Here is a 22,101-nt window from a genome sequence, read left to right as displayed (position 1 = left end):
GATGCGCACTGCATGCTAGCATCGGCACATGGAATCCAAGACCGCACGACTGACGCTGCTCATTGACCCGCAGAAGAAAAAAGCCTTCGAGCGGCTCTGTGCACAACAGGATCTCACGCCCTCGCAAGTGGTTCGCCAGCTCATCCGCGATTACCTCGCGGCGCATGGGGTCACTTATTCGAGCAAACCCCAGGGGCGAGGTTCCGAGCCTCACGGCGTTACCGAGACGAGATCCGCGAGACCGTCGGCGAACGTGCGGTAGTAGCGCAACGGGTGCGCTGACTTGCGAATCAGGCCAGCGCGGACCAGCTTACGCAGCACATTGCTGCGCGCTTCGGTCAGCGCTACGCGCACTCCGCGCTTCTCCAGGGCCTGTATTTCGGTTCCCAGCGCCTGGATCCCGGTGATGTCTAGAAACGGCACCTGGGGTAGCCGGATGATCACTGCGCGCGGTTGATGCGTCAGTTCATCGAGCGCCTGCTCGAGCTGATCGACTGCTCCGAAGAACAGGGGTCCTTCGATCACGAACACGGCGACGTCATCCGTGATTGGAGGCACGTTTGGAGCTCGTTGTGAGTCCAGCTCTGTATCGGTCTGGCGCCGTACTTTGACGGCATTGGCCATGCGCCGCACGAACAGCAGCATGGCCAGGATCACACCGACGTTGACGGCGATCACGAGATCGGCGAACACGGTAAGCAGAAACGTGATCAGCAGAATCGCGACGTCTGCGCCTGGTGCGGTGCGTACCATTTCCAGGAAGCGGCGTGTTTCGCTCATGTTCCACGCGACGACGAACAGGATCGCGGCCAAGGCGCACAGCGGAATGCGGCCGGCCAGCGGTGCCAATACGAGCAAAATCACGAGCAGGGTCAATGCATGGACGATGCCAGCCAGCGGGCTGGTGGCGCCGTTACGGAAGTTGGTGGCGGTACGCGCGATCGCGCCGGTAGCGGCAAAACCCCCGAAGATCGGCGCAATGACGTTGGCAATGCCTTGGCCGATCAATTCCTGATTGGAGTCGTGCCGTGTGCCGGCCAGGTTGTCGGCGACCACTGCGGACAGCAACGACTCGATCGCGCCCAGCATGGCGATTGTGAATGCCGAGGGCAGCAGCGAGACGATGCGATCGAAGCTGATGGCGGGCAGGGACGGGATTGGGAATTCGCTTGAAATGGCTCCGAATGTGCTGCTGATGGTAGCCACGCTGTCCAGACCGGCCACTGTCTGGGCCGTGGTGGCGACCACCATCGCCAGCAAGGGGCCCGGTATGCGTGCCAGGTGCGGGATGCGTGGGCCGTAGACGGCAATCAACAAACTTCCGAGCGCAAGCGTCGTAGTAGGGAGATCAAGGTGCGGCAAGGTCTTCAGCAGTGCCCACAGGCGCTCATGGAAGTGTTCGCCAGATACCATTGCGGGCAGGCCGAAGAAGTCCCTCCATTGCCCGATCCAGATCACCACGGCGATGCCTGCCGTGAAGCCGGTGACGACTGGATCGGGGATGAAGCGCAGCACGCTGCCGAAACCGGCCAGGCCGAGTGTGATCAGGATCAGACCGGCCATTGCTGTGGCGAGCAGCAAGCCATCGACGCCGTGGCGCGCAGTCACGGCGGCGAGGATCACGATGAAAGCGCCGGTTGGACCGGCGATCTGGATGCGACAGCCACCGAACAGTGAGACGGTCAGGCCCGCCACGATCGCCGTGTAGATACCCCGTTCGGGACGCACGCCGGAGGCAATCGCGAATGCCATGGCCAGCGGCAAGGCCACGATGCCGACGATGATGCCCGCCACGATGTTGCGGCTCCAGTGTTCGCGGCGCAACAAGCCAGCGCGCGTGGCCTCTACGATCGCGATCATCAGCGGCCCGATATGCACTCGATGTGCAGAATATTAACACATGATGTTCATGTCCTGCCGGATCTCGGCTCGTCTATCCGGCTGAGGACGGATCCGGCGCACGCCGGCACACTGCGATTGCTCTCGGTCCGAAGATCGAATCGCAGACTCGTGAAAATCGTTCCGCCCCCGCCTTATGTACCTGCGCACGGCCTGCTGGCCGGCAAGTCCGTGCTGATCACCGCCGCGGCCGGTGCCGGTATCGGTTTTGCGACGGCCAAGCGCTGCCTCGAAGAGGGTGCGCGGGGCTTGATGCTGTCCGACATGCATCCGCGCCGCACCGAGGAAGCGGCGCAGGCGCTGGCGCGCGCGTTTCCTCAGGCGCAGGTGTATGCGCAGGTGTGCAATGTCACCCAGGAAACGGAGGTGCAGGCGCTGGTCGATGCGGCGGAAGCCCAACTCGGCGGTGTCGATGTGCTGATCAACAATGCCGGGCTCGGTGGAAGCCGGCGTGTCGTCGACATGAGTGACGAAGAGTGGCTCAAGGTCATCGACGTGACGCTCACCGGCACCTTCCGCATGACCCGCGCGATGCTCAAAAAGATGCAGCCGCGCGGACGCGGGGCGATCGTCAACAACGCTTCCGTGCTCGGCTGGCGCGCGCAAAAGGAGCAAGCGCACTACGCGGCGGCCAAGGCCGGCGTCATGGCCCTGACCCGCTGTTCGGCGCTGGAGGCCGCCGAATATGGCATCCGCATCAATGCGGTGTCGCCGTCGATCGTGTTCCACGAACATCTGCGCAAGAGTGCGCCAGAGTCCCTGCTCCAGGAGCTCGCCAGCCGCGAGGCTTTCGGCCGTGGCGCCGAGGCCTGGGAGATCGCCAACGTGATCGTGTTTCTGGCGTCCGACTATGCCTCGTATCTCGTCGGCGAGGTGATTTCCGCGTCGAGCCAGAGGGCTTGAAGCGTTTTTTGCGCTGCCGTCTGTTTGAGGGAGGATGCATGCCCGCCGTGTTTGAAACCGCAGACGCTTTGCTGGCCGCCGTCGGTCAGCCGCTGGGCGTGAGCGAGTGGTTGACGATCACCCAGGAGCGCATCAACCGGTTTGCCGACGCAACCGACGATCATCAATGGATCCATGTCGATCCGGTACGCGCCAAGGCGGGTCCGTTCGGTGCCTGCATCGCGCATGGGTATCTGACCCTGTCGCTGATCTCGCGCTTCTTGCCCGAGATCATCGACGTCAGGATGAAAATGGGCGTGAACTATGGCTGCGACAGGGTGCGCTTCCCGGCGCCCGTGCCGGTGGGCAGCCGCATCCGCGGGCGCGGCGAGCTGATCGCCGCGGAGCGCACCAAGGATGGCGCCGTGCAGGCGACGATTCGCGTCACCGTGGAGATCGAGAACGGCCACAAGCCGGCGTGCATCGCCGACACCCTTTCCCGCTACTACTTTTGAATGAAGCTGCATGACTCCGCGTTGCGTACCGTAACCAGATACACAACCGGCACACAACCGGCGGCAGGAGAACGGCGATGGGATGCGTGGTGAGCAGCGTGCGCTGCGCGTTGCGGCGGGATGCAGAGGGCGGACGATGACCGAGGCCGTCATCGTCGCGGTGGCACGCACGGCGATCGGCAAGGCGTATCGCGGCGCATTCAACGACACCGAGGCGCCGGTGCTGGGCGGGCATGTCGTACGCGCGGTTGTTGCGCGAGCTGGCATCGACCCTGCCGAAGTGGATGACGTGATCATCGGCTGTGCGGCACAGCAGGGCACGCAGGCCTATAACCTCGGCCGGCTCTGCGCCTATACCGGCGGATTGCCGGACAGCGTGCCGGGCATGACCCTGGATCGCCAGTGCGCATCGGGGCTGCAGGCGATCGCGCTTGCGGCTAAGAACATCATCTGCGGCGAGCAGAAGATCGTCGTCGCCGGTGGGCTCGAATCGATCTCGCTGGTGCAGAATGCGCACAAGAACACCTACCGGTTTTTTTCTGAAGCCGTGATTGCGGCACAGCCGGCGGCTTACATCCAGATGATTGAGACGGCGGAGATCGTCGCCGAACGCTACGGTATTCCGCGCGCTGCGCAGGACGAATATGCGCTGCAGAGTCAGCAACGCACCGCAGCGGCGCAGCGCGCCGGCGCGTTTGCCGAAGAGATCGTCCCGATCACGGTGGACAAGCAGCTGTTCGACAAGGATGGCCAGCCGGCCGGGAAACAGCGCGTGACGATCGCGCAGGACGAGGGCAATCGTCCCGACACCACGCTCGAGGCACTTGCCGCGCTCAAGCCGGTGTGGAAGGACGGCCGTTTCGTGAAAACCGGCCGCTTCATCACGGCCGGCAATGCCTCGCAGTTGTCCGATGGGGCGGCCGCTGTCCTCGTGATGTGCCGCAGCGAAGCGGCGCGGCGCGGCCTGGCGCCGCTCGGCGTCTATCGTGGATTCGCAGTTGCCGGCTGCAAGCCGGATGAAATGGGTATCGGCCCCGTCTATGCGGTGCCCAAGCTGCTCGCGCAGCATGGCTTGACGGTGGCCGACATCGGGTTGTGGGAATTGAACGAAGCCTTTGCCGTGCAGGTGCTGTACTGCCGCGACCGGCTGGGCATTCCCAATGACCGGCTCAACGTCAACGGCGGGGCGATCGCCATTGGCCATCCCTTCGGCATGTCCGGCGCACGGATGGTCATGCACGCGCTGCTTGAAGGGCGCCGCCGCGGCGTGCGGTACGTCGTGGTGACGATGTGTATCGGCGGCGGCATGGGTGCCGCCGGCCTGTTCGAGCTGGTTTGATGCCCCGCCGCAGCCGGGTTGCCCGCGTCGATGGACGCGCGCAGACTGAAAGCCAGGGTGCGAGGACCCGACAGGGGGAACGGTCCGGACGCGTCGGTCCGGATCGCTGGGCCGGCGAGGAGAGACACATGAATGACGACACACGTGCGCAGGCGGTGCCGCGCACCGCGCAGCGCGCGGCAGCATGGGGGGCGGCCTGGCCGTCGATCGCGGTTGCAGCCTTGGTGATTGTGGCGGCCGTTTATTCGTTCTCGCCGCGGCCGCAACCGGTTTTTGCGCCGACCCAGATTTATCCCGACCGCCTGCTCGTGACCGGGCTGGACCGCCAGGGCGAGCGTCTGATCGCGGTTGGCGAACAAGGCCAGATTCTCATCGCCGATGCCGCGCAAGGCCCCTGGCACAGCGCGTCCGTCGAGCCGCAACGCGGCTCGACGTTCACGCGCGTGCGCTTCGTCGGCGACGGGGTGGCCGTCGCCGTCGGTCACGACGGCTGGATCGTGCGCAGCACAGATGGCGGCGCGCACTGGAGCGAGGTGCACTACGGCGGCGATGGCAGCGACCCTTTGCTCGGTGTCGCCGGGCCTTACGACGGCCGGCTGTTTGCCTTCGGCGCCTTCGGCCTGTACCTGGTGTCCGAGGATCTGGGGCAGACCTGGCACAGGCGTGAACTCGTGATCGCCAATGCCGCCGCGCAGACATCGCCTGCGGCCGATCCGTTTGCCAGCACCGATCCGAATGCCGATCCGTTCGCCAACTTCGACAGCAGCACGCTCGGGGGTACCGGACACCTCAACGACATGGCGCGTGCCGCCGATGGCGCGCTCGTGCTGGTCGGCGAGCGTGGCTTGCTGCTGCGCTCCACCGATCGCGGCGAAACCTGGACCCAGCTCGACGAGATCTACCCCGGTTCGCTGTTCGGTGTGCTCACCCTGCCGTCGAAGACGCTGGTGGCGTTCGGGATGCGCGGCCATGCGTTCCGCAGCGAGGACAACGGCTTGAGCTGGCAGGAAGCGAAAGTCCCGGTCGCCACCTCGCTATTCGCCGGTGCCGTTGCCAAGGACCGCGTGTTTCTCGCCGGCGCCGGTAACACCGTGCTGTCGTCGCGTGACGATGGCCGGACCTACGAGCTGCTGACGCCGTCGGCCGGCAACACCATCGCCGCGCTGTTGCCGCTCGACGACGGGCGCTGGCTCGGCGGCGGCGACAACGGGCTCGCCATACAAACGGCGGCCGGGGCGGCTGCCACACAGGGAGAGGCGCCATGAGCCGCACCGAGTATTACGTCGAACGCTTTGCCGATTTTCTGCTGCGGCGTCGTCGGCCGCTCGCCGTGTTCTTCGCGCTCGTCACCATCGTGCTGGGTGTCTGCGCCACGCGTGTGCAGCTCGATCCGGGTTTTCTCAAGCTGATCCCGATCGAGCATCCGTACATGAAGACGATGATGCAGTACATGCGGGACTTCTCCGGCGCAAACACGATTCTCGTGAACCTGCGCTGGAAGGGCGAGGGCGATATCTACAACAAGGCGTTCATGGACGCCCTGCAGAAAACCACCGACGAGGTTTTCTTCATTCCGGGCATCAACCGCACGCGCGTGTCCTCGCTGTTCACGCCCGACGTCTACTACATCGAGATCACCGAGGACGGTTTCAACGGTGAGCCGGTGGTGCCGGCGCGCTATTCCGGATCGCAGGAAGATCTCGACCGCGTTCGCAAGAACGTCGAGCACTCCGGCCAGATCGGACAACTCGTCGCCAGGGATCTCAAGGGCGCGATGGTGCGCGCCGACCTGCACGAATACGACCCCGAGGCCGGTATCAAGGTCGATTATTGGGAGGTGCAGGCCAAGCTCGAGGAAATCCGTGGCCGCTACGAAAGCCCGGTCAAATACGTTTACCGGATGAAGCAGGCCCGCCCGCCGTTTGCGGCCGGCGAGATCGTCTATGAGGGTTACGTCGATTACGGCGCCCTGCTCGGTATGCAGACCTTCAAGGTGCTGCGCGACGTGCCGGGCCAGGAGGGCAAGCAGACCTTCGAGGTCAAGGGCAGCGAGCTCACCGTCGAGACAGTCGACAACCCGGAGTACAACCCGAACATCGAGATCAACATCATCGGCTTTGCCCGTTTGCTCGGCGACGTCATCAAGGGATTGCTCGGGGTGTTTGCATTCTTCGGCGTTGCGTTCGCGATCACGGCGCTGCTGTTGTTCTGGTACACGCGTTCGATCCGCGTGACGCTGGTGGCACTGGTTGTGGCGATGCTGCCGGTGCTGTGGCTGATCGGGGTCTTGCCGTTGATCGGCTATGGGATCGATCCGATGTCGATCCTGGTGCCGTTCCTGATCTTCTCGATCGGGGTTTCACACGCGGTGCAGATGACCAACGCCTGGCGCATGGAGGTGATGTCGGGCAAGAACGCCGTCGAAGCCGCGCACGCCTCGTTCTGCAAGTTGTTTATCCCCGGTGCGGCGGGGCTGCTCACCGAGGCGTTGGGGTTTGGCGTGATCATGCTGATCGATATCCCGATCGTGCACGAACTGGGTATCACCGCCTGCCTGGGCGTGCTGCTGATGATCATCACCAACAAGATGATTCTGCCCATCATCCTGTCTTACCTGCGGCTGGAGGATTCGGCGCGGCGCCGTGCCGAGACGCAGACCGTCGAGAAGCGGCATCCCCTGGTACGCGCGATCGGTGCCTGTGCCGAGCCGCGCTTTGCGCTCGTGGTGTTCGCGGCGAGCATCGCGCTGCTCGTGGGGGCAACGTGGAAATCACGCGACCTCGTCATCGGCGACTCTGGCCAGGGTGTCCCCGAACTGCATGAGGATTCCCGCTACAACCGGGACAGCCGCATGATCGCAAGCACGTATGACATCGGCGTCGATGTGCTCACGGTCATCGTCGAGGCGCCGGACTTCGAGGGCGATTCCTGCCTGCATTATCCGGTTGTCAATACCGTGGACCGTCTCGAGCTGTTCATGAAGGGTGTCGAGGGCGTGCACTCGGTGATCAGCGTCGGCGGTATCGGCAAGCTCGTAATCGCGGCCTTCAACGAGGGCAATCCGCGCTGGCGCGCGCTGCCGCGGACACAAGTCGGCCTGTCGGCGGGTTCCAAGGCCTTCGATCCCAATCTCGGGTTCAACACCGAAGGCTGCAAGGCGATCCAGGTCATGATCTTCACCAAAGACCACGAGGGCGACACCATCGCCCACGTGGTTTCCGAGATCAAGCGCTTCATCGCCGAGAATCCGGTGGAGGGGGTGACGCTGCGCCTGGCCTCCGGCAACGTCGGTGTGATGGCGGCGACCAATGAGGCCGTCGCCGAGGCCGAGGTCAAGATGCTGCTCGCGATTTTCGGCTCGCTGGTGTTGTTCTGCTATCTCACGTTCCACTCATGGATCGGCGTGATCTGCGTGATGATTCCGCTGACCTTGGTCACCGTCTTCTGCAACGCGCTGATGGCGACCCTGGGCATCGGGCTCAAGGTGGCGACGCTGCCGGTGATCGCGCTCGGCGTGGGCGTTGGCGTCGACTACGGTCTGTATCTGTTCGAGCGCATCCAGGTCCATCTGCAGGATGCTTCGGTGAGTTTTCGCGAGGCCTTTGAGCGCGCGATGGTCGAGCGCGGCAGCGCCGCGGTGTTCACCGCCGTGACAATGTCGGTCGGCGTCGCGACCTGGATGTTCTCGGCGCTCAAGTTCCAGGCGGACATGGGCGTGATGCTGTCCTTCATGTTCCTGGTCAACGTGCTGGGCGCGATCTGCCTGCTGCCGGCGTTGGGTGCGTGGTTCTACCGCGACCGTGCGCCGGGGATGCCGGCCGCCGTACCGCAGGCCTGATCGGTCGCACCCGCGTTGGGCTGGCACCTGGCGCGGGCGTGTAGCGGCCTTTCCGAAGCGGTTTCACAAACTCATCCGTTTGAGGCATGCAGGCGACGCGCGGCCGGCCGTAAGGTCGGGTGCGCGAGCGCATGAAAACGTGCCTGGAGGATGCGTCATGACCGAGCTGGCCACCGAAAAGCTGGTATCCGTGGACTCTCACGTCCATTTCACCGATGACTGGATCAAGGAGCGGTTGCGCAAGCCGTTGCACGCGGTCTGGGACGAAGCCAACCGCAAGGCCGAGGAATACGCGGCCAAGGTCTTGCGCGGCGGGCAGAAGAATCTCGAGCTGGAAGATTTCGTCGATCCGGATGCGGCACGCGATCCCGGTCATTTCGAGCCCCGCGGCAAGCTCGCGGCGATGGACCGTGACGGTGTCTACGCCGAGGTGATCTTCCCCGAGATTGCCGGCGCCAAGATCGTCAATCCGCATCTGATGGGCAATGACTGGAAGGAGGTCTTCCAGGGCTATAACAACGCGATGGCGGATTTCGCCAGCTACGACCCGGTACGCCTGATGTGTGCCTACCAGTTGCCGCTCTACGACATCGATTTCGCGGTCAAGGAGGTCATCCGCCTGGCGCGTGACCGCAAGGCGCGTTGCGTGCAACTGACGCCGTTTCCATCCGACCTGGGGCTGCCGGATTTCTACGACAAGCGCTACGAACCGCTGTGGAAGACGATCGAGGAAACCGGTCTGGTCATCCTCAATCACCTGGATCTGCGTGCCTCGCTGTGGGATGTGTTCCGCCGCGATCCGACGCCGCAGAAGGGCATTTTCACCGGGCTGGCCTGGGCACCGCTGGCCGAGACGATCTGCATGTGGATTCTCACCGGCACGCTCGAGAAGTATCCGAAGATGAAGGTGCTGTTCGTCGAGCCGGGGTTGGGCTGGCTGCCCTGGTTCTTCGAGACCCTGCTCGATCCGCGCATGCACCAGCACTACGAATTCCCTGGCGTCAAGCGGCCGCCGTCGGAAACTTTCCGCCTGCAATGCGGGGCCACGTTCATGTATGAGCCCAAGGGCCTGAAGGCCGCCTATGAGTATTTCGGTCCGGATTGCCTGTACTGGTCCACGGATTTCCCGCATCCGGCGACGTGCTGGCCCAACTCGCGCAAGCAGGTCGTCAGCCAGTTCAAGGAAGCAGGAATTCCGCAGGCCGACCGCGTCAAGATCACATCCGGCAATGCGCTGCGGACCTTTGGCCTGGGCTGAGCGCAGCGTGCCCGCCAGGGGCCGGCGCGAAAGCCGCCGAAGAAGTTCCCCGTGCTCCCATCCGGCGGCGCACGGCTTTTCGTCTTTACGTCACACGGGTTGAGAAAATGGCAGGCGTTTACCAAGGTCTCAAAGTCCTCGATCTGAGCTGGGGCATTGCCGGTCCGATGACGACGATGCTGCTCGCCGACAACGGCGCGCAGGTCACCAAGATCGAACCACCTGGCGGCGATCCGTTCCGCAACCAGCTCGGCTACCGCGTCTGGCAGCGCGGCAAGAGAAGCGCGATCCTGGACCTGAAAAAGGATGAGGACCGGCAAACCTTTCTTGCGCTCGCACGGGTTGCCGACATCCTCGTCGAGTCGTATTCGCCCGGCACGACCGAGAAGCTCGGCATCGACTACGCCACGCTCTCCAAACTCAATCCGCGCCTGATCTACTGCTCGATCACCGGCTACGGCCGCGACAACGCGCACAGCCAGCGGCCCGCGTACGACGCGCTGGTGCAGGCGCGCACCGGACTGATGTATGAGCAGCGCGGCTGGCCGGAAGGCGCGCTCCGCCACATCAGCGGGCTGCCCGATCCGTATCCGGATCTGGAGATTCCGCAGGACTGGGTGCAGGGCGCGCCGCGGGAAGGGCCGCTGTTCGTCGCCTCGCACTGGCCCAGTCTGGGTGCCTTTTTCAACGCCTCGCTGGGCATCGCTGCGGCCTTGCGGGCGCGCGAGATCAACGGCCGCGGGCAATGGGTCGAGACCTCGCTGCTGCAAGGCGCGCTCGCTGCTGCCGCCGGCGTCTGGCAGCGCGCCGAAAAGCCGGATGCCCCCGGGTTCGACACCTGGATCCTCAATTCCAAGTCGCCCAAAGGGCATTTCCAGGCCAAGGACGGCAAGTGGCTGCACAACTGGGTGCCGAATCCGCGCTTCATTCTGCAGGCCGCGGCCGGGGATACCCTCAACGCCACGCCCGACCTCACGGTCCAGAACGATCCGGACCGCTTTGGCACCGGTCCGGAAGAAATCCTGGTGATGGCGCACTACCAGCCGCTACTTGCCGAAGCCGTCGCCAAATTCCCGGTGAAGGACTGGATCGAGGCAGCGGCCATCGCCGAGATGACGATGCAGCCGGTGCGCTCGATCGAGGAATCGCTCGCCGATCCGGCGTTTCTTGCCGACGGTTGCGTGACCGAAATGCAGGATCCCGAGCTCGGCACGATCCGCGCCGTCGGTAATGCCTACAACATGAGCCTGACCCAAGGGCAGCCGGGGCATCCGCCAGTGGCGCCCGGTGCCCATACCGACGAGGTCAAGGCCGAGGCGGCCAAGATCATCGCCGAAGCCAAGGCAGCGACGGCCGCGCAGAAGAAGGGCGATCTGAAGGCGCCGCTCGAAGGCATCACCGTGCTCGACCTGGGGTTGGCCATCGCCGGGCCGTTTGGCACGCAGTTGCTTTCGGACATGGGCGCGACGGTCATCAAGATCAACGGCCTGTACGATCTGTTCTGGCACCGCGTGCACATCGCCTATATGGCCAACCGCGGCAAGAAGAGCATCACGCTCAACCTCAAGGATCCGCGGGCGATGAAAATCTTTCTGGACCTCGTCGCCCAGGCCGACGTCGTTCACCACAACATGCGCTACGACGCCGCCGAACGGTTGAAGATCGATTACGAATCGCTCAAGAAAATCAACCCCCGGCTGATTTACTGCCACACGCGCGGTTTTGAGCGCGGGCCGCGCCAGAGCCTGCCCGGCAATGACCAGACCGGCGCCTGTCTGTCCGGCATTCAGTACGAGGACGGCGGCATGGGCCGCGTCGGGGACAACGGCGAAATCGGTCGCCCGCTGTGGAGCTTCACCAGCTTCGGCGACACCGGCAACGGCTTTCTTTCCGCGATCGCGGTCATCAACGCGATCTACCACCGCGACAAGACCGGGCAGGGGCAGTTCGTCGATACCTCGATCATCAACGCCGCGCTGCTCAATACCAGTTACGCCGTGGCCAGGCCCGACGGCTCCGGATTCGAGCGTCCGCGCATCGGCGGCGATCAGGTCGGCTATTCCGCGGGCCATCGCATCTACCGGTGCAAGGATGGCCGCTGGCTGTGCTTCGTGCTGGTCGAGCAGGCGCACTGGGACGCCTTGTTCGCGGTGCTGCGCGCGCCTCGGCTGACCATCGACGAGCATTTCGCGACCTTCGAGGCGCGGCAGAAGAACGACAAACAGCTGGCGAGCTTCATCGCCGGGCGTCTGCAGACGCGCAGTGCCGAGGAGTGGTTCAAAGAGCTCGATGCCGCCGGCGTGCCCTGCGAGATCGTCGATGAGACTTTCTCCCGCCGCCTGCACGACGATCCGGAATTCCAGAAACGCAAGTGGGTGGTGTCCTACCCGCATCCCGTCGTCGGCAAGCTCGACCAGATCGGGTTGCTCGTGGATCTGTCCGACACACCGGGCGTCATCCAGGGCCGGCCCTTGCTGGTGGGCGAGCACACCAAGGAGATTCTGGCCACGATGGGCTACAGCGAAGAGCAGATGCAGCAGATGGAGGAGCAGTTCGCCATCGGCTTCGTCGGCATGCCGCGTATGCCGCCGCGCCCGGCCGCGACGCAGGCCGCCGCGCCCAAGCCCGGCATGGCCGGGATGCTCGAGCAGGCGGCGAAGAAGAAATAAAGGCCCGTAGGCTCCGGGGTGCGGCGCCGGTTTCGCCGCACCCCGGGCTCATGCTGCGAGGCGGCCGCGCCGCTACTTCGCCCACTCCTTGTAGAACGGCGGCAGGTCGTCCGGGACCGTGGCGGTGAACCGCGGCGTGCGCTTTTCGAGGAAGGCCTGCACGCCTTCCTTGCCGTCCTGGCGGCTCGTGTAGAACATCGCCAGCGAATCGATCTTGTGCGCCGCCAGCGGGTGCGGCTGGGCGGCATTGCGGTAGAGCATCTGGCGCGTCAGCGCGATCGCCACCGGCGAGCGCTGATCGACGAAGCGGCGCGCCAGCGCATGGGCTTCCGGCAACAGCCGGTCGGCCGGCAATACCGCTTTGACCAGGCCGCCGCGGTGCGCCTCTTCCGCATCGAGGAGGTCGGCGCGGTAACACCACTCGAGGGCCTGGGAAAGCCCGACGATCCGCGGCAGAAACCAGCTCGAACACGCTTCCGGGACGATACCGAGCTTGCCGAAGACAAAGCCGATCCGCGCTTTCTCGGACGCCAGACGCACGTCCATCGCCAGCGTCATCGTCGCGCCGATGCCGACGGCCGGCCCGTTGATCGCGGCGATCACCGGCTTTGTGCAATTGAAGATCGACAAGGTCACGCGGCCGCCGGTGTCGCGCACGCCGCTGTGAATCGCCGGATCGTCCAGGCGCTCGTCCATGTCGGCCAAGGTCGGCTGCAATGTCTCGTCCAGGCCGAAGACATTGCCGGTGCGGTTCAGATCCATGCCGGCGCAGAATGCGCGTCCCGCGCCGGTGACGATGATGGCGCGCACCGCTGGATCAGCGCTGGCACGCCCAAACGCATCCTCGAGCTCGTTCGCCATTTCGACGGTGAACGCATTGAGCTGGTCGGGGCGGTTGAGCGTGAGGGTGAGAATGCCGTCGGAGAGCGTCCAATCGAGTGTGCGATAGGCCATGGAAGCGTGCGGTGAGAAGGGTGTGCGGCCATTGTGCCGCAAGGATCGCAGCGCATGCGCGGGATCCGGCGGCGCGCCAAAAAAACGGCCGGCAAGAGCCGGCCGCCTGTTGCATGACGTCTCGCCGGGTTATTTCTTGTCGGGTTTTTCGACCGACAGCAGCTCCACTTCGAAGATCAGGGTCTCGTTGGGCCCGATCTTCACACCGGCACCGCGCTCGCCATAGGCGAGATTCGACGGGATGTAGAACTTGTACTTGGAGCCGGGGGTCATCAGCTGCACGCCTTCGGTCCAGCCCGGGATCACGTTGGCGAGCGGGAAGGTCACCGGCTGGCCGCGGGCGTAGGAACTGTCGAATTCTTCGCCGTTGATCAGCGTGCCCCGGTAGTGCACGGTTACCCGGTCTTCAGCGGTCGGGTGCTCGCCCTTGCCTTCGGTCAGCACTTCGTATTGCAGGCCCGAAGCCGTGGTCTTCACGCCGGGTTTCTTCGCGTTCTCGGCGAGGAAGGCCTCGCCCTCGGCCTTGGCCTTCTCGGCCTGCGCGGCGCGCTCCTGCTGCTGGCGCTCCTGCATCCTGCGCGCGACGGTGTTCTTGATTTCCTCACGCGCGGCATCATCGAGCTTGGGCGTAGCGCCGGCGAAAACATCGTCGAGTCCGGCCTTGAGCGCGGCGATGTCCACATCCTGTTTGACCGGCTGCAGCGAGCGGCCAAGGTCCACGCCGATGGCGTAGCCGAATTTTTGCGCGTCGGTGTCGAGTGCCGTGGCGCTGGCGTTTTCCTCCTTCTTGGCACAACCCGCGACCAGCGCCAGGACGATGCCGGTCGCAGCAAAACGAATACGTGTATTCATGGGATTCCCGGGTATGAAAAAGGGGCAGAAAGTGCCCCGGTCGGCTTGATTATAGCGCCGTTTGTGTCGCCGTTTGGGGATGTCCGGTTCGCTGCGCGGGCTTAAGCCGGGCCGCCGCGCTGGGCGGGTGTGCTCTCCGGCTGTTTGCGGCGCGACAGCAGCTGCAGCAGCATCTGCCGGGATTCGTCGGACAGCAGCTCCTGTGAGCGCTCGGCGATGCGCTCGATGCGTGCGTCCACCTGCAAGCCCTGCTCTCCGGTCTTGGTGACCAGGCCGATCTCGATCAGGGTATTGAGATAGCCGCGAAACAGTGCCTTGTCGAAGAATTCCGGTGCATCGCGACCGGTGAGGATGGCCATGCGCTCGGCCATCAGGCGGCAGTCTTCCTCGAAGCGTTCGCGCTTGAGTTCTTGATGCGTCCGCCGCTCTTCGGCGAGCAGCAGCGCGGTCATGCAGTAGCGCTCGAGCGTCTCGCCGAGTACGCGTCCGAGCATGGCCAGCGTCGAATAGGCGGGATCTCCGGCATCGGGCCGGCGCAGGCGCTCGCCCTCGCGCGTCAGCAGACCGAGCTGGACCATGACCTCGATCCAGCGCCGGGTGACGCTCTCGGTTTCATCCGTTGCCCAGCGCAGGAAGAATTCGGTGCGCAGGAACGGATAGAGCGCGCGCACGCCGGTGACGATCACCTCGTCGGACAGTAGCAGGCGCGTGCGGAACAGATTGGCGATCAGCGAGGGGATCGCAAACAGATGCTGGATGTTGTTGCGGTTATACGTGAGAGCGACGGCGTCGCGTGCGGCGATGCCAAAAAGATCCCCCCAGGCGTGCGGCACGCGGGCGATGCGGGCGATCGGCAGGCTACTTTCGACGATCGTGCGCGGTGCGGTTTCCGGAATGTACTGGTGTTCGCTATAAGGATTGCCCTTGAGCAGCCAGATCAGATGGCCGATCTGCTCGACGAATTCATCCTGCGAGACGACGCGCTGCGGTGAGGACAGCAGCGCGACGGCGGCAAGCCCTGTGGGATTGGCGACCGCAGCTTCGTTGATGCGGCGCGCGTTTTCCAGCGCCAGATCGTTGACGAAGCGCTTGAAGCCCTCGGGCGCGCCCTCGGCATTGGCAGCGAAATACTCGCGCCAGCCGGGCAGTTTTTGGTCGGCGTAGTCCTGCAGATGGATCGGTTCGCCGAAGTTGATATAGGCCTTGCCGTAGGACTTGCCGAGAATCTTGCCGGCCTTGAGCAGGCTTTCGGCGGACTCTTTCTGTTTCTGGGCGCCGCGCAGTTCCTTGGCGTAGCTGCCCACTTCCCAGCAGCGGTCATAACCGATGTAAACCGGCACCAGCAGGATTTTGCGCGTGGTCTGCTTGAGGCCGGCCTCGACCACCATCGACAGCAGTCCGGTTTTGGGCGCGAGCAGACGGCCGGTGCGGCTGCGTCCGCCCTCGGGGAAGAACTCGATCGAATAGCCGCGCTGGATCAGTGAATCGACATAAGCGCGGAACACCGCGGTGTAGATGCGGTCGCCGGAGAAGCTGCGGCGCATGTAGAAGGCGCCGCACCGGCGCAGCAGGCCGCCGACCGGCCAGAAATTCAGGTTCACGCCGGCGGCGATGTGGGGCGGCACCAGCCCGGCGTGATACAGCGAGTACGACACCAGCAGATAATCCGCGTGCGAACGATGGGCCGGCATGTAGACGATCTCATACTGCTGTGCCCATTCGCGCACGCGTTCGAGCCCGCGCACGTCGATGCCGGAGAACACGCGCTTGAAGACGACGACGGTCAGAAAGCGTTCGAGGAAGCGGATGCTCGCCGTGGAATAATCGGCGGCGATTTCCTCGGCACATTTGCGGGCATAGGCCTGGGCTTTTTCGAGCGTCAGCGTCGTGCCCGCCTCGCGCTCGATCGCCCGCTGCACGACCGGGCTGCCCAGCAGCGACTCGATGACCACCTGACGGCGCAGCAGCGTCGGGCCGAGTGCGGCGGTGCGCGCGCGCAGGAAATGGAAGTGCAGCGCACGGATCAGTTTGCGGATCGCCGTGGTCGAGTCCGGGCCCTTGTCCATCTGCTCGCGGAACGACAGCGGCATGGCGAAGTTCGCGAACACGTTGCGGCCGTTGGCGATCATGATGAAAAACTTGCGGACGCGTCCGGCCTGGACGCTGTCGGCGAAGATCAGCTTGAACCAGCTCGTTTCCTTGTCGGGGTCGCGCCCCCAGAAAATCGACACCGGCACGATTTGCGCGTCGAACGAGCGTGTCGCCACGCCGGTTTCGATGAGCTGCAAGAGCTCGGTATTGCGCACACGTGTTTCCAGCAGTGCCGGCATGTACACCACACCGGCGCGTTCGGGTGTCGGAAAATTGGATCCGGTGCGATTGGGCTTGGGCAGGCCCATATCCTTGCAGATGCGTTCGAGGACGAAGTAATCGACCCAGGAACGGTTGGCGAGCACATAGACCACGGGCTTGGCCGGATCGAGTTTGAGGCTCTCCGCGAGCGGATGCGGAGCCGTGCGGTAGCGGATCAGGCCATTGAACGGCCGGAACAGCCACCATACGAATTCATACAAGGCCCGGTTGAGCAGCGCGCGCATGAGTTTCTCGATACAGTCCCGCGAGTGCAAATTTTGGCGCCGGGATGGCCGGTGTCCCGCCATCTCGATAGGTTTTATCGCGGAAGTGTAACCCAGGCCATCCGATGGCAAATGAGTCACAAACCGCGGCCGTGCATGCGGCGCGCCAGCGCATTCGCCGTCTCGCGACTTGGCTGGACAGTGGCATCGCTATTCCCGGTACGCACGTGCGGATCGGTGTCGAGGCCTTGATCGGGCTGTTGCCGATCGCCGGTGATGCCGTCGGTCTGCTGCTCGGGCTATGGCTGCTCTATGAGGCAGTGCGCCTGCGCGCGCCGGCTTCGCTGTTCGTGCGCATGCTGGGCAACGTCGCACTCGATGCCGTGGTGGGTGCCGTGCCGGTGATCGGTGATGCCTTCGATTTCGCATTCAAGTCCAACCGGCGCAATGCGCGACTGCTCGATGCCCATCTTGCGCGTCTGCTCGATCCACCGCCGCCTCCGCCTCGGTGGCGAGGCGCTTTGCGCGCCGCGCTTGCGCTCGCGCTGCTTGCACTTGCGGCATGGGGTGCAGGGTGGTTGTGGAGGACTTGGGGCACTGGGTAATTTCCCGGATGCCGGGACTTCGCTGCGGCGGCATAGTGCCGGCGCTGTGGCCTGCAGCTGGCGGGAGGCAGGCGCAGCAGCGGGCGTATCGATCACATCAAAGGCCAGAGCCAATGACCGAGAAAACCTGGGCCGGGCATCCGCGCGGCCTCGCGACGCTGTTCATGACCGAGTTTTTCGAGCGCTTCACCTATTACGGGATGCGGGCGCTGCTGATCCTGTTCTTGACCGCGGCGGCGACCGCCGACAACCCGGGCTTTGGCATCGCGCGCGAAACTGCAGGCGCGATCTACGGCCTTTATACCGGCGCGGTCTATCTGTTCTCGCTGCCCGGCGGCTGGATCGCCGATCGTCTGATCGGCCAGCGCAAGGCGGTGTTCTGGGGTGGCGTGCTGATCATGATCGGCAATTTCACGCTGGCAATTCCGGCGCCGCCGGCGGTGTTTTATCTGGGCCTGGCGATCATCGTCGTCGGTGTCGGTCTGCTCAAGCCGAACATTTCGGCCATCGTCGGCGAGTTGTACCGCGATCAGCCGGGCGCGCGCCGCGATGCTGGCTTTTCGATCTTCTACATGGGCATCAATCTCGGCGCGTTCATCGCGCCGCTGGTCGCGGGCACGATCGGCGAGGGATGGTCCTGGCGCGGTGGTTTTTTCTGCGCTGGCTTGTTCATGGGTCTGGGTCTTTTGCAGTACAAGCTCACCGAACATTACTTGGGCGACGCCGGTCTGGAACCGCACGCGGCCACCGCCGCCGAGCGCGCGCGTAACTGGAAGCTGCTCGCCCTCTCCGCGGCGCTGCTCATCGTGCTGGTCGGGTTGCTGTACGCCGGCGTGATTCCGCTCGGCATCACCGAGCTGGCGCAGATCGTCGGCAGCGGGATGGTGGCACTGGCCTTCGTGTTCTTCGGTTATGTGCTGTTCTTTGCCGATCTGACACGCGAAGAGCGTGGGCGCGTTGCGGTCATCGCGATCTTCTTTTTGTGCGCGGCCCTGTTCTGGGCCGGATTCGAACAGGCAGCAACGACGTTCAATCTCTTTGCCCAGGACTACACCGACCGCAGCGCGCTCGGCGGTTTCTTCCCGGACGGCGTACATCCGGCATCCTGGTATCAGTCGGCGAATCCGCTCTTCATCATTTTGCTGTCGCCATTTTTTGCCTGGCTGTGGGTGACGCTGGGCAGGCGCAATCTCGATCCTTCGGCACCGGCCAAGTTCGGCCTGGGTCTGGTGCAGCTGGGCCTGGGTTTCGTTGTGCTGATGTGGGCGGCCGAGCTCGCGATCGAAAGCGGCGGCAAGGTCGCGCCGACCTGGCTGCTGCTGACTTATCTGCTGCATACGACCGGTGAGCTGTGTCTGTCGCCGGTGGGATTGTCCAACGTCACCAAGCTGTCGCCGCCGCGCTACGTTGGCCAGATGATGGGGACGTGGTTCTTGGGCGCCGCGGTCGGCAATCTCGCGGCCGGCCTGATCGGTGGCCACGTTGGCGCCGGCAGCATCGAGGCGATGCCAGGTCAGTTCCTGAACATGGCACTGATCGGCGGCACCGCCGGCATCGTGCTGCTGTTGTTCAGTGGCGTCATCAAGAGAATGATGGGCACGGCCGCACAGTGAGCCATCGCACCGTATGAGGGGAATGTGGATATGCACAAGACCATGATCTACCCAGTGGTTCTCGCGCTGGGTCTGTCCGCCTGTGCCAAGCAACAGCCCGCGAGCGCGCCGGCACCGGAAGAGCCGACCGCGGCCGAGGCCGATGCCTTCATCGCCGGCGTCAATGACGACTACCGCAGGTTGCTGCCGTATCTCAATGCCGCGCAGTGGGCACAGGCCACGTACATCACCGATGACACGCAGATGCTCGCCGCGCGCGCCAACGAGCAGTGGCTGGAATACTTGAGCCGCAAGGTGCAGGAGGCCAAGCGCTTCAATGCGGTCGAGGCTTCTCCAGACACAGAGCGCGCGCTGCTGGCGCTGAAGCTGTCCACCGCCAACCCTGCGCCCAGCGATCCCGACCGGCGCGCCGAGCTGGCCAAGCTGTTGTCGAAGATGGAAGCGAACTACGGCGCCGGCAAATGGTGCCGGCCGGATGGTGCGTGTCTGAGCCTGCCGGAGATCGAAAAAATCATCAACGATCCGGCGCAGCCCCCGGCGGCACGCGCCGAAGCCTGGGCCGGCTGGCATGCGACCGCACGGCCGATCCGCGCCGACTACCAGCGCTTCGTCACGCTGGCCAACGAGGGCGCGCGCGAGCTCGGTTTCGCCAATCTCGGTGAGATGTGGCGCGCCGGCTACGACATGAGTCCGGCCGAATTCGAAGCGGAAGTCGAGCGCCTGTGGACGCAGGTCAAGCCCCTGTATGAAGCGCTGCACTGCCACGTGCGCGCCAAGCTCAACGCCCGCTACGGCGATGCGGTCGTCCCCAAGGACGGGCTCATCCCCGCCCATTTGCTCGGCAACATGTGGGCGCAGCAGTGGAGCAACATTTATCCCTTGGTCGAACCGTATCCGGGTGTGGGTTCGCTGGATGTGACCTCGGCGCTCAAACAGCAGCGCGCGGCCGAATACCAGCGCTTGCTCGCCGAGTTCAAGGGCAAACCCAGTGCGCGCGATCTCGCCGAGCTCGAACACCGGGCCGACGCTGCGATTGCGGTGAAGATGACGAAGATGGCCGAGGACTTCTACACCTCGCTCGGCTTCCCCAAGCTGCCGGATACGTTCTGGGAGCGCTCGCTGCTGCTCAAGCCGCGCGACCGCGAGGTCGTCTGCCACGCCAGCGCCTGGGACATGAACATGCAGGGCGACGTGCGTATCAAGCAGTGCATCGAGCCGGACGAAGACCAGCTGACGACGATCCACCACGAACTGGGGCACATCTACTACTACCTCATGTACAACCCCCTGCCGCCGTTGTTCCAGGCCGGCGCGCACGACGGATTCCATGAGGCGATCGGCGATACCGTGACCCTGTCCCTGACCCCGGCGCATTTGCACAAGATCGGCCTCGTTCCGGCGCAGAAGACCGACCCCAAGGCCGTGATCAATGCGCAGATGAAGTGGGCGCTGGACAAGATCGTGTTCCTGCCCTGGGGCAAGCTCGTCGATCAATGGCGCTGGAAGGTGTTTGCCGGCGAAATCCCTCCCGAGCGTTACAACGCCAGTTGGTGGGCGCTGCGCGCGCAGTATCAGGGCGTGAGCCCGCCGCTGGCGCGGTCCGAGGAAGATTTCGACCCCGGCGCCAAGTACCACATCCCGGGCAATACGCCGTACACACGGTATTTCCTTGCTTTCATCCTGCAGTTCCAGTTCCAGAAGGCACTCTGCGATGCCGCGGGCTTTGCAGGGCCGCTGCACGAATGCGACATCTATGGCAACCGCGAGGCCGGCCGGCGGTTCATGGACATGTTGGCGCAGGGCGCGAGTCGGCCATGGCCGGAGACGCTGGAGAAGCTCACCGGTACGCGCGAAATGGATGGCGCCGCGCTGATCGAATACTTCTCGCCGCTGATGGACTATCTCGCCGAACAGAACAAAGGGCTGTCCTGCGGCTGGCAGGCGGATGCAGCTTCGTAGCGCGCGTACGACACGACCGACAACGCATTTGACCAGTACACGCGCGCCCTGCTTGGGCGGCTGCCGGGTTCAAGCGGAGGAAGCTGTCTGTGCAAGACACCCGCCGGCAGCCGTTCTTGCCGGCGTGGGCCGGGTGATGCAGCATGCCCTGCACGGGGTCGTCCTAAAGGGGTGCGGCGATGTTGCGCTTGCCCGTGGAACGCTTGTCCGCCGAGGATCGGGCGGCACTCGCCCGGCTCACGCATATGGACGGTATAGCCTGGCCGACGGTGACGCTATGGGCCGTGCTCACAGCGACGTTTCTGGGCGTTTACGTCACCGCCGCGCTCGGCGGGCTGCCGCTGTGGGTGGGGCTGATACTCAACACCGTGGTCGGCTACGTGGCTTTTGCGGTGGCACACGACGGCATTCACCGGGCGATCGCCCGTCACCGTGGTCTGAACGACGCCATCGCCCAGCTCGGGGTGCTGCTGGTCGTGCCTTACGTCGATCTGCGCCTGTTTCGCTGGGGCCACAGCCTGCATCACCGGCACACCAGCGGGCCCGGTGATCCGGACCGCGCTTTCCATGGCCGTACGTGGACGCTGCCGCTGCGCTGGATGTTCATCGATCTCGCCTACTTCTGGCACGCCGTCTGCCATGGCGATGCCACGTCGGCGCCCTATCTGCGGCGCTCGCTGTGGATGGCGGCGATAAGTCTAGGACTCATCGTCGTCCTCACGCTCGCGGGGTACGGGCTCGAGGTGCTGATGCTCTGGTTCATTCCCTCGCGGCTGATTCAGCTCGCCTTGGGCTTTTCTTTCTTTTGGCTGCCCCACGTGCCGCATACCGTCAGCCAGGACGAGAATTTCACCCGGGCGACGACGATGCGTTTCGGTTATGAGCGTCTGCTCGGGCCGCTGCTGCAGGGCCAGCATTATCACCTGGTCCACCATCTCTTCCCGACGGCGCCGTTTTACAACAACGAGCGGATCTGGCGGATCATCGCGCCCTTGCTGACGGATCATGATCTCGTCGTGCAGCACGGTTTGGCGATCCAGCCGGTGATTTATCCCGCCGGAGCACCACGGCCGTTGGGCGTTGCTGAACCGGGCGTGCGGGGCTGAGCCTGAGTGATTGTCTCCGCGGAAGATACAGCCGCG

16 protein-coding genes are annotated in these 22,101 nt (G+C 64.4%); 12 read left to right on the top strand and 4 right to left on the bottom strand.

Annotated features, from left to right (window positions below):
- Positions 1-28 precede the first annotated feature (28 nt).
- Positions 29-262: a CopG family transcriptional regulator gene (locus tag BMZ48_RS13190; protein ID WP_091534380.1), complete on the top strand. Its 234-nt coding sequence runs from the start codon at positions 29-31 to the stop codon at positions 260-262.
- On the opposite strand, the gene BMZ48_RS09595 is transcribed toward BMZ48_RS13190, so the two are convergent.
- Complete coding sequence (locus BMZ48_RS09595) at positions 211-1,860, bottom strand: SulP family inorganic anion transporter (RefSeq protein WP_091534508.1); 1,650 nt, start codon at positions 1,858-1,860, stop codon at positions 211-213. The genes BMZ48_RS13190 and BMZ48_RS09595 overlap by 52 nt on opposite strands.
- 156 nt (positions 1,861-2,016) lie before the next feature.
- On the opposite strand from BMZ48_RS09595, the gene BMZ48_RS09590 reads away from it, so the two are divergent.
- The 7 genes from BMZ48_RS09590 to BMZ48_RS09560 all read left to right on the top strand — a co-directional run bounded on the left by BMZ48_RS09590 (position 2,017) and on the right by BMZ48_RS09560 (position 12,400).
- Positions 2,017-2,802, top strand: coding sequence for an SDR family oxidoreductase (locus BMZ48_RS09590; protein ID WP_366450517.1), 786 nt, complete (start codon positions 2,017-2,019; stop codon positions 2,800-2,802).
- 38 nt (positions 2,803-2,840) lie between these two features.
- Positions 2,841-3,296: a MaoC family dehydratase gene (locus BMZ48_RS09585; RefSeq protein WP_091534377.1), complete on the top strand. Its 456-nt coding sequence runs from the start codon at positions 2,841-2,843 to the stop codon at positions 3,294-3,296.
- A gap of 136 nt (positions 3,297-3,432) precedes the next feature.
- Positions 3,433-4,635, top strand: a complete 1,203-nt coding sequence (locus BMZ48_RS09580; RefSeq protein WP_091534375.1) for an acetyl-CoA C-acyltransferase — start codon at positions 3,433-3,435, stop codon at positions 4,633-4,635.
- 128 nt (positions 4,636-4,763) lie between these two features.
- Positions 4,764-5,900, top strand: coding sequence for a WD40/YVTN/BNR-like repeat-containing protein (locus BMZ48_RS09575; RefSeq protein WP_091534372.1), 1,137 nt, complete (start codon positions 4,764-4,766; stop codon positions 5,898-5,900).
- Complete coding sequence (locus BMZ48_RS09570) at positions 5,897-8,473, top strand: efflux RND transporter permease subunit (RefSeq protein ID WP_091534368.1); 2,577 nt, start codon at positions 5,897-5,899, stop codon at positions 8,471-8,473. The genes BMZ48_RS09575 and BMZ48_RS09570 overlap by 4 nt, the downstream gene beginning before the upstream one ends.
- A 157-nt stretch (positions 8,474-8,630) precedes the next feature.
- Positions 8,631-9,731 (top strand): amidohydrolase family protein, encoded by a 1,101-nt coding sequence (locus BMZ48_RS09565; protein ID WP_091534365.1) that lies wholly within the window; start codon positions 8,631-8,633, stop codon positions 9,729-9,731.
- Positions 9,732-9,838: 107 nt separating this feature from the next.
- A complete protein-coding gene (locus tag BMZ48_RS09560) occupies positions 9,839-12,400 on the top strand; it encodes a CaiB/BaiF CoA transferase family protein (RefSeq protein WP_091534362.1) in 2,562 nt (853 codons plus the stop codon).
- A 72-nt stretch (positions 12,401-12,472) separates the two neighbouring features.
- Here BMZ48_RS09560 and BMZ48_RS09555 read toward each other — a convergent pair whose 3' ends face one another.
- The 3 genes from BMZ48_RS09555 to plsB form a co-directional block, all read right to left on the bottom strand.
- On the bottom strand, positions 12,473-13,354 hold the full coding sequence (locus BMZ48_RS09555; protein WP_091534360.1) for a crotonase/enoyl-CoA hydratase family protein: 882 nt from the start codon (positions 13,352-13,354) through the stop codon (positions 12,473-12,475).
- A 129-nt stretch (positions 13,355-13,483) separates the two neighbouring features.
- Positions 13,484-14,206 carry a BamJ family beta-barrel-assembly machinery protein gene (gene bamJ / locus BMZ48_RS09550; protein WP_091534358.1) on the bottom strand — a complete coding sequence of 241 codons (723 nt, stop codon included), beginning with the start codon at positions 14,204-14,206 and terminating at the stop codon, positions 13,484-13,486.
- A gap of 101 nt (positions 14,207-14,307) precedes the next feature.
- Complete coding sequence (gene plsB, locus BMZ48_RS09545) at positions 14,308-16,803, bottom strand: glycerol-3-phosphate 1-O-acyltransferase PlsB (protein WP_091534356.1); 2,496 nt, start codon at positions 16,801-16,803, stop codon at positions 14,308-14,310.
- 104 nt (positions 16,804-16,907) lie between these two features.
- Between plsB and BMZ48_RS09540 the strand changes: the two genes are divergently transcribed.
- The 4 genes from BMZ48_RS09540 (at position 16,908) to BMZ48_RS09525 (ending at position 22,065) form a co-directional block, all read left to right on the top strand.
- A complete protein-coding gene (locus tag BMZ48_RS09540) occupies positions 16,908-17,387 on the top strand; it encodes a DUF4112 domain-containing protein (protein ID WP_091534354.1) in 480 nt (159 codons plus the stop codon).
- 113 nt (positions 17,388-17,500) lie between these two features.
- The gene (locus tag BMZ48_RS09535; protein ID WP_091534351.1) at positions 17,501-19,000 is read left to right on the top strand and encodes a peptide MFS transporter; all 1,500 of its coding nucleotides are present in this window, start codon (positions 17,501-17,503) and stop codon (positions 18,998-19,000) included.
- A 30-nt stretch (positions 19,001-19,030) separates the two neighbouring features.
- Positions 19,031-20,959 (top strand): M2 family metallopeptidase, encoded by a 1,929-nt coding sequence (locus BMZ48_RS09530; RefSeq protein ID WP_234981590.1) that lies wholly within the window; start codon positions 19,031-19,033, stop codon positions 20,957-20,959.
- Between the two features lie 179 nt (positions 20,960-21,138).
- Positions 21,139-22,065, top strand: a complete 927-nt coding sequence (locus BMZ48_RS09525) for a fatty acid desaturase (protein WP_091534348.1) — start codon at positions 21,139-21,141, stop codon at positions 22,063-22,065.
- Positions 22,066-22,101 lie beyond the last annotated feature (36 nt).

Source organism: Fontimonas thermophila (assembly GCF_900113085.1).
Lineage (GTDB): Bacteria > Pseudomonadota > Gammaproteobacteria > Nevskiales > Nevskiaceae > Solimonas > Solimonas thermophila.
Note: the sequence above shows the minus strand (reverse complement) of the source record. Positions and strands in the feature narration are given on the sequence as shown.

Coding starts and splice junctions, on each gene's coding strand:
- BMZ48_RS13190 (WP_091534380.1), top strand. CDS start 29: ATGGAATCCAAGACCGCACGACTGACGCTGCTCATTGACCCGCAGAAG.
- BMZ48_RS09595 (WP_091534508.1), bottom strand. CDS start 1,860: ATGATCGCGATCGTAGAGGCCACGCGCGCTGGCTTGTTGCGCCGCGAA.
- BMZ48_RS09585 (WP_091534377.1), top strand. CDS start 2,841: ATGCCCGCCGTGTTTGAAACCGCAGACGCTTTGCTGGCCGCCGTCGGT.
- BMZ48_RS09580 (WP_091534375.1), top strand. CDS start 3,433: ATGACCGAGGCCGTCATCGTCGCGGTGGCACGCACGGCGATCGGCAAG.
- BMZ48_RS09575 (WP_091534372.1), top strand. CDS start 4,764: ATGAATGACGACACACGTGCGCAGGCGGTGCCGCGCACCGCGCAGCGC.
- BMZ48_RS09570 (WP_091534368.1), top strand. CDS start 5,897: ATGAGCCGCACCGAGTATTACGTCGAACGCTTTGCCGATTTTCTGCTG.
- BMZ48_RS09565 (WP_091534365.1), top strand. CDS start 8,631: ATGACCGAGCTGGCCACCGAAAAGCTGGTATCCGTGGACTCTCACGTC.
- BMZ48_RS09560 (WP_091534362.1), top strand. CDS start 9,839: ATGGCAGGCGTTTACCAAGGTCTCAAAGTCCTCGATCTGAGCTGGGGC.
- BMZ48_RS09555 (WP_091534360.1), bottom strand. CDS start 13,354: ATGGCCTATCGCACACTCGATTGGACGCTCTCCGACGGCATTCTCACC.
- bamJ (WP_091534358.1), bottom strand. CDS start 14,206: ATGAATACACGTATTCGTTTTGCTGCGACCGGCATCGTCCTGGCGCTG.
- plsB (WP_091534356.1), bottom strand. CDS start 16,803: ATGCGCGCGCTGCTCAACCGGGCCTTGTATGAATTCGTATGGTGGCTG.
- BMZ48_RS09540 (WP_091534354.1), top strand. CDS start 16,908: ATGGCAAATGAGTCACAAACCGCGGCCGTGCATGCGGCGCGCCAGCGC.
- BMZ48_RS09535 (WP_091534351.1), top strand. CDS start 17,501: ATGACCGAGAAAACCTGGGCCGGGCATCCGCGCGGCCTCGCGACGCTG.
- BMZ48_RS09530 (WP_234981590.1), top strand. CDS start 19,031: ATGCACAAGACCATGATCTACCCAGTGGTTCTCGCGCTGGGTCTGTCC.
- BMZ48_RS09525 (WP_091534348.1), top strand. CDS start 21,139: ATGTTGCGCTTGCCCGTGGAACGCTTGTCCGCCGAGGATCGGGCGGCA.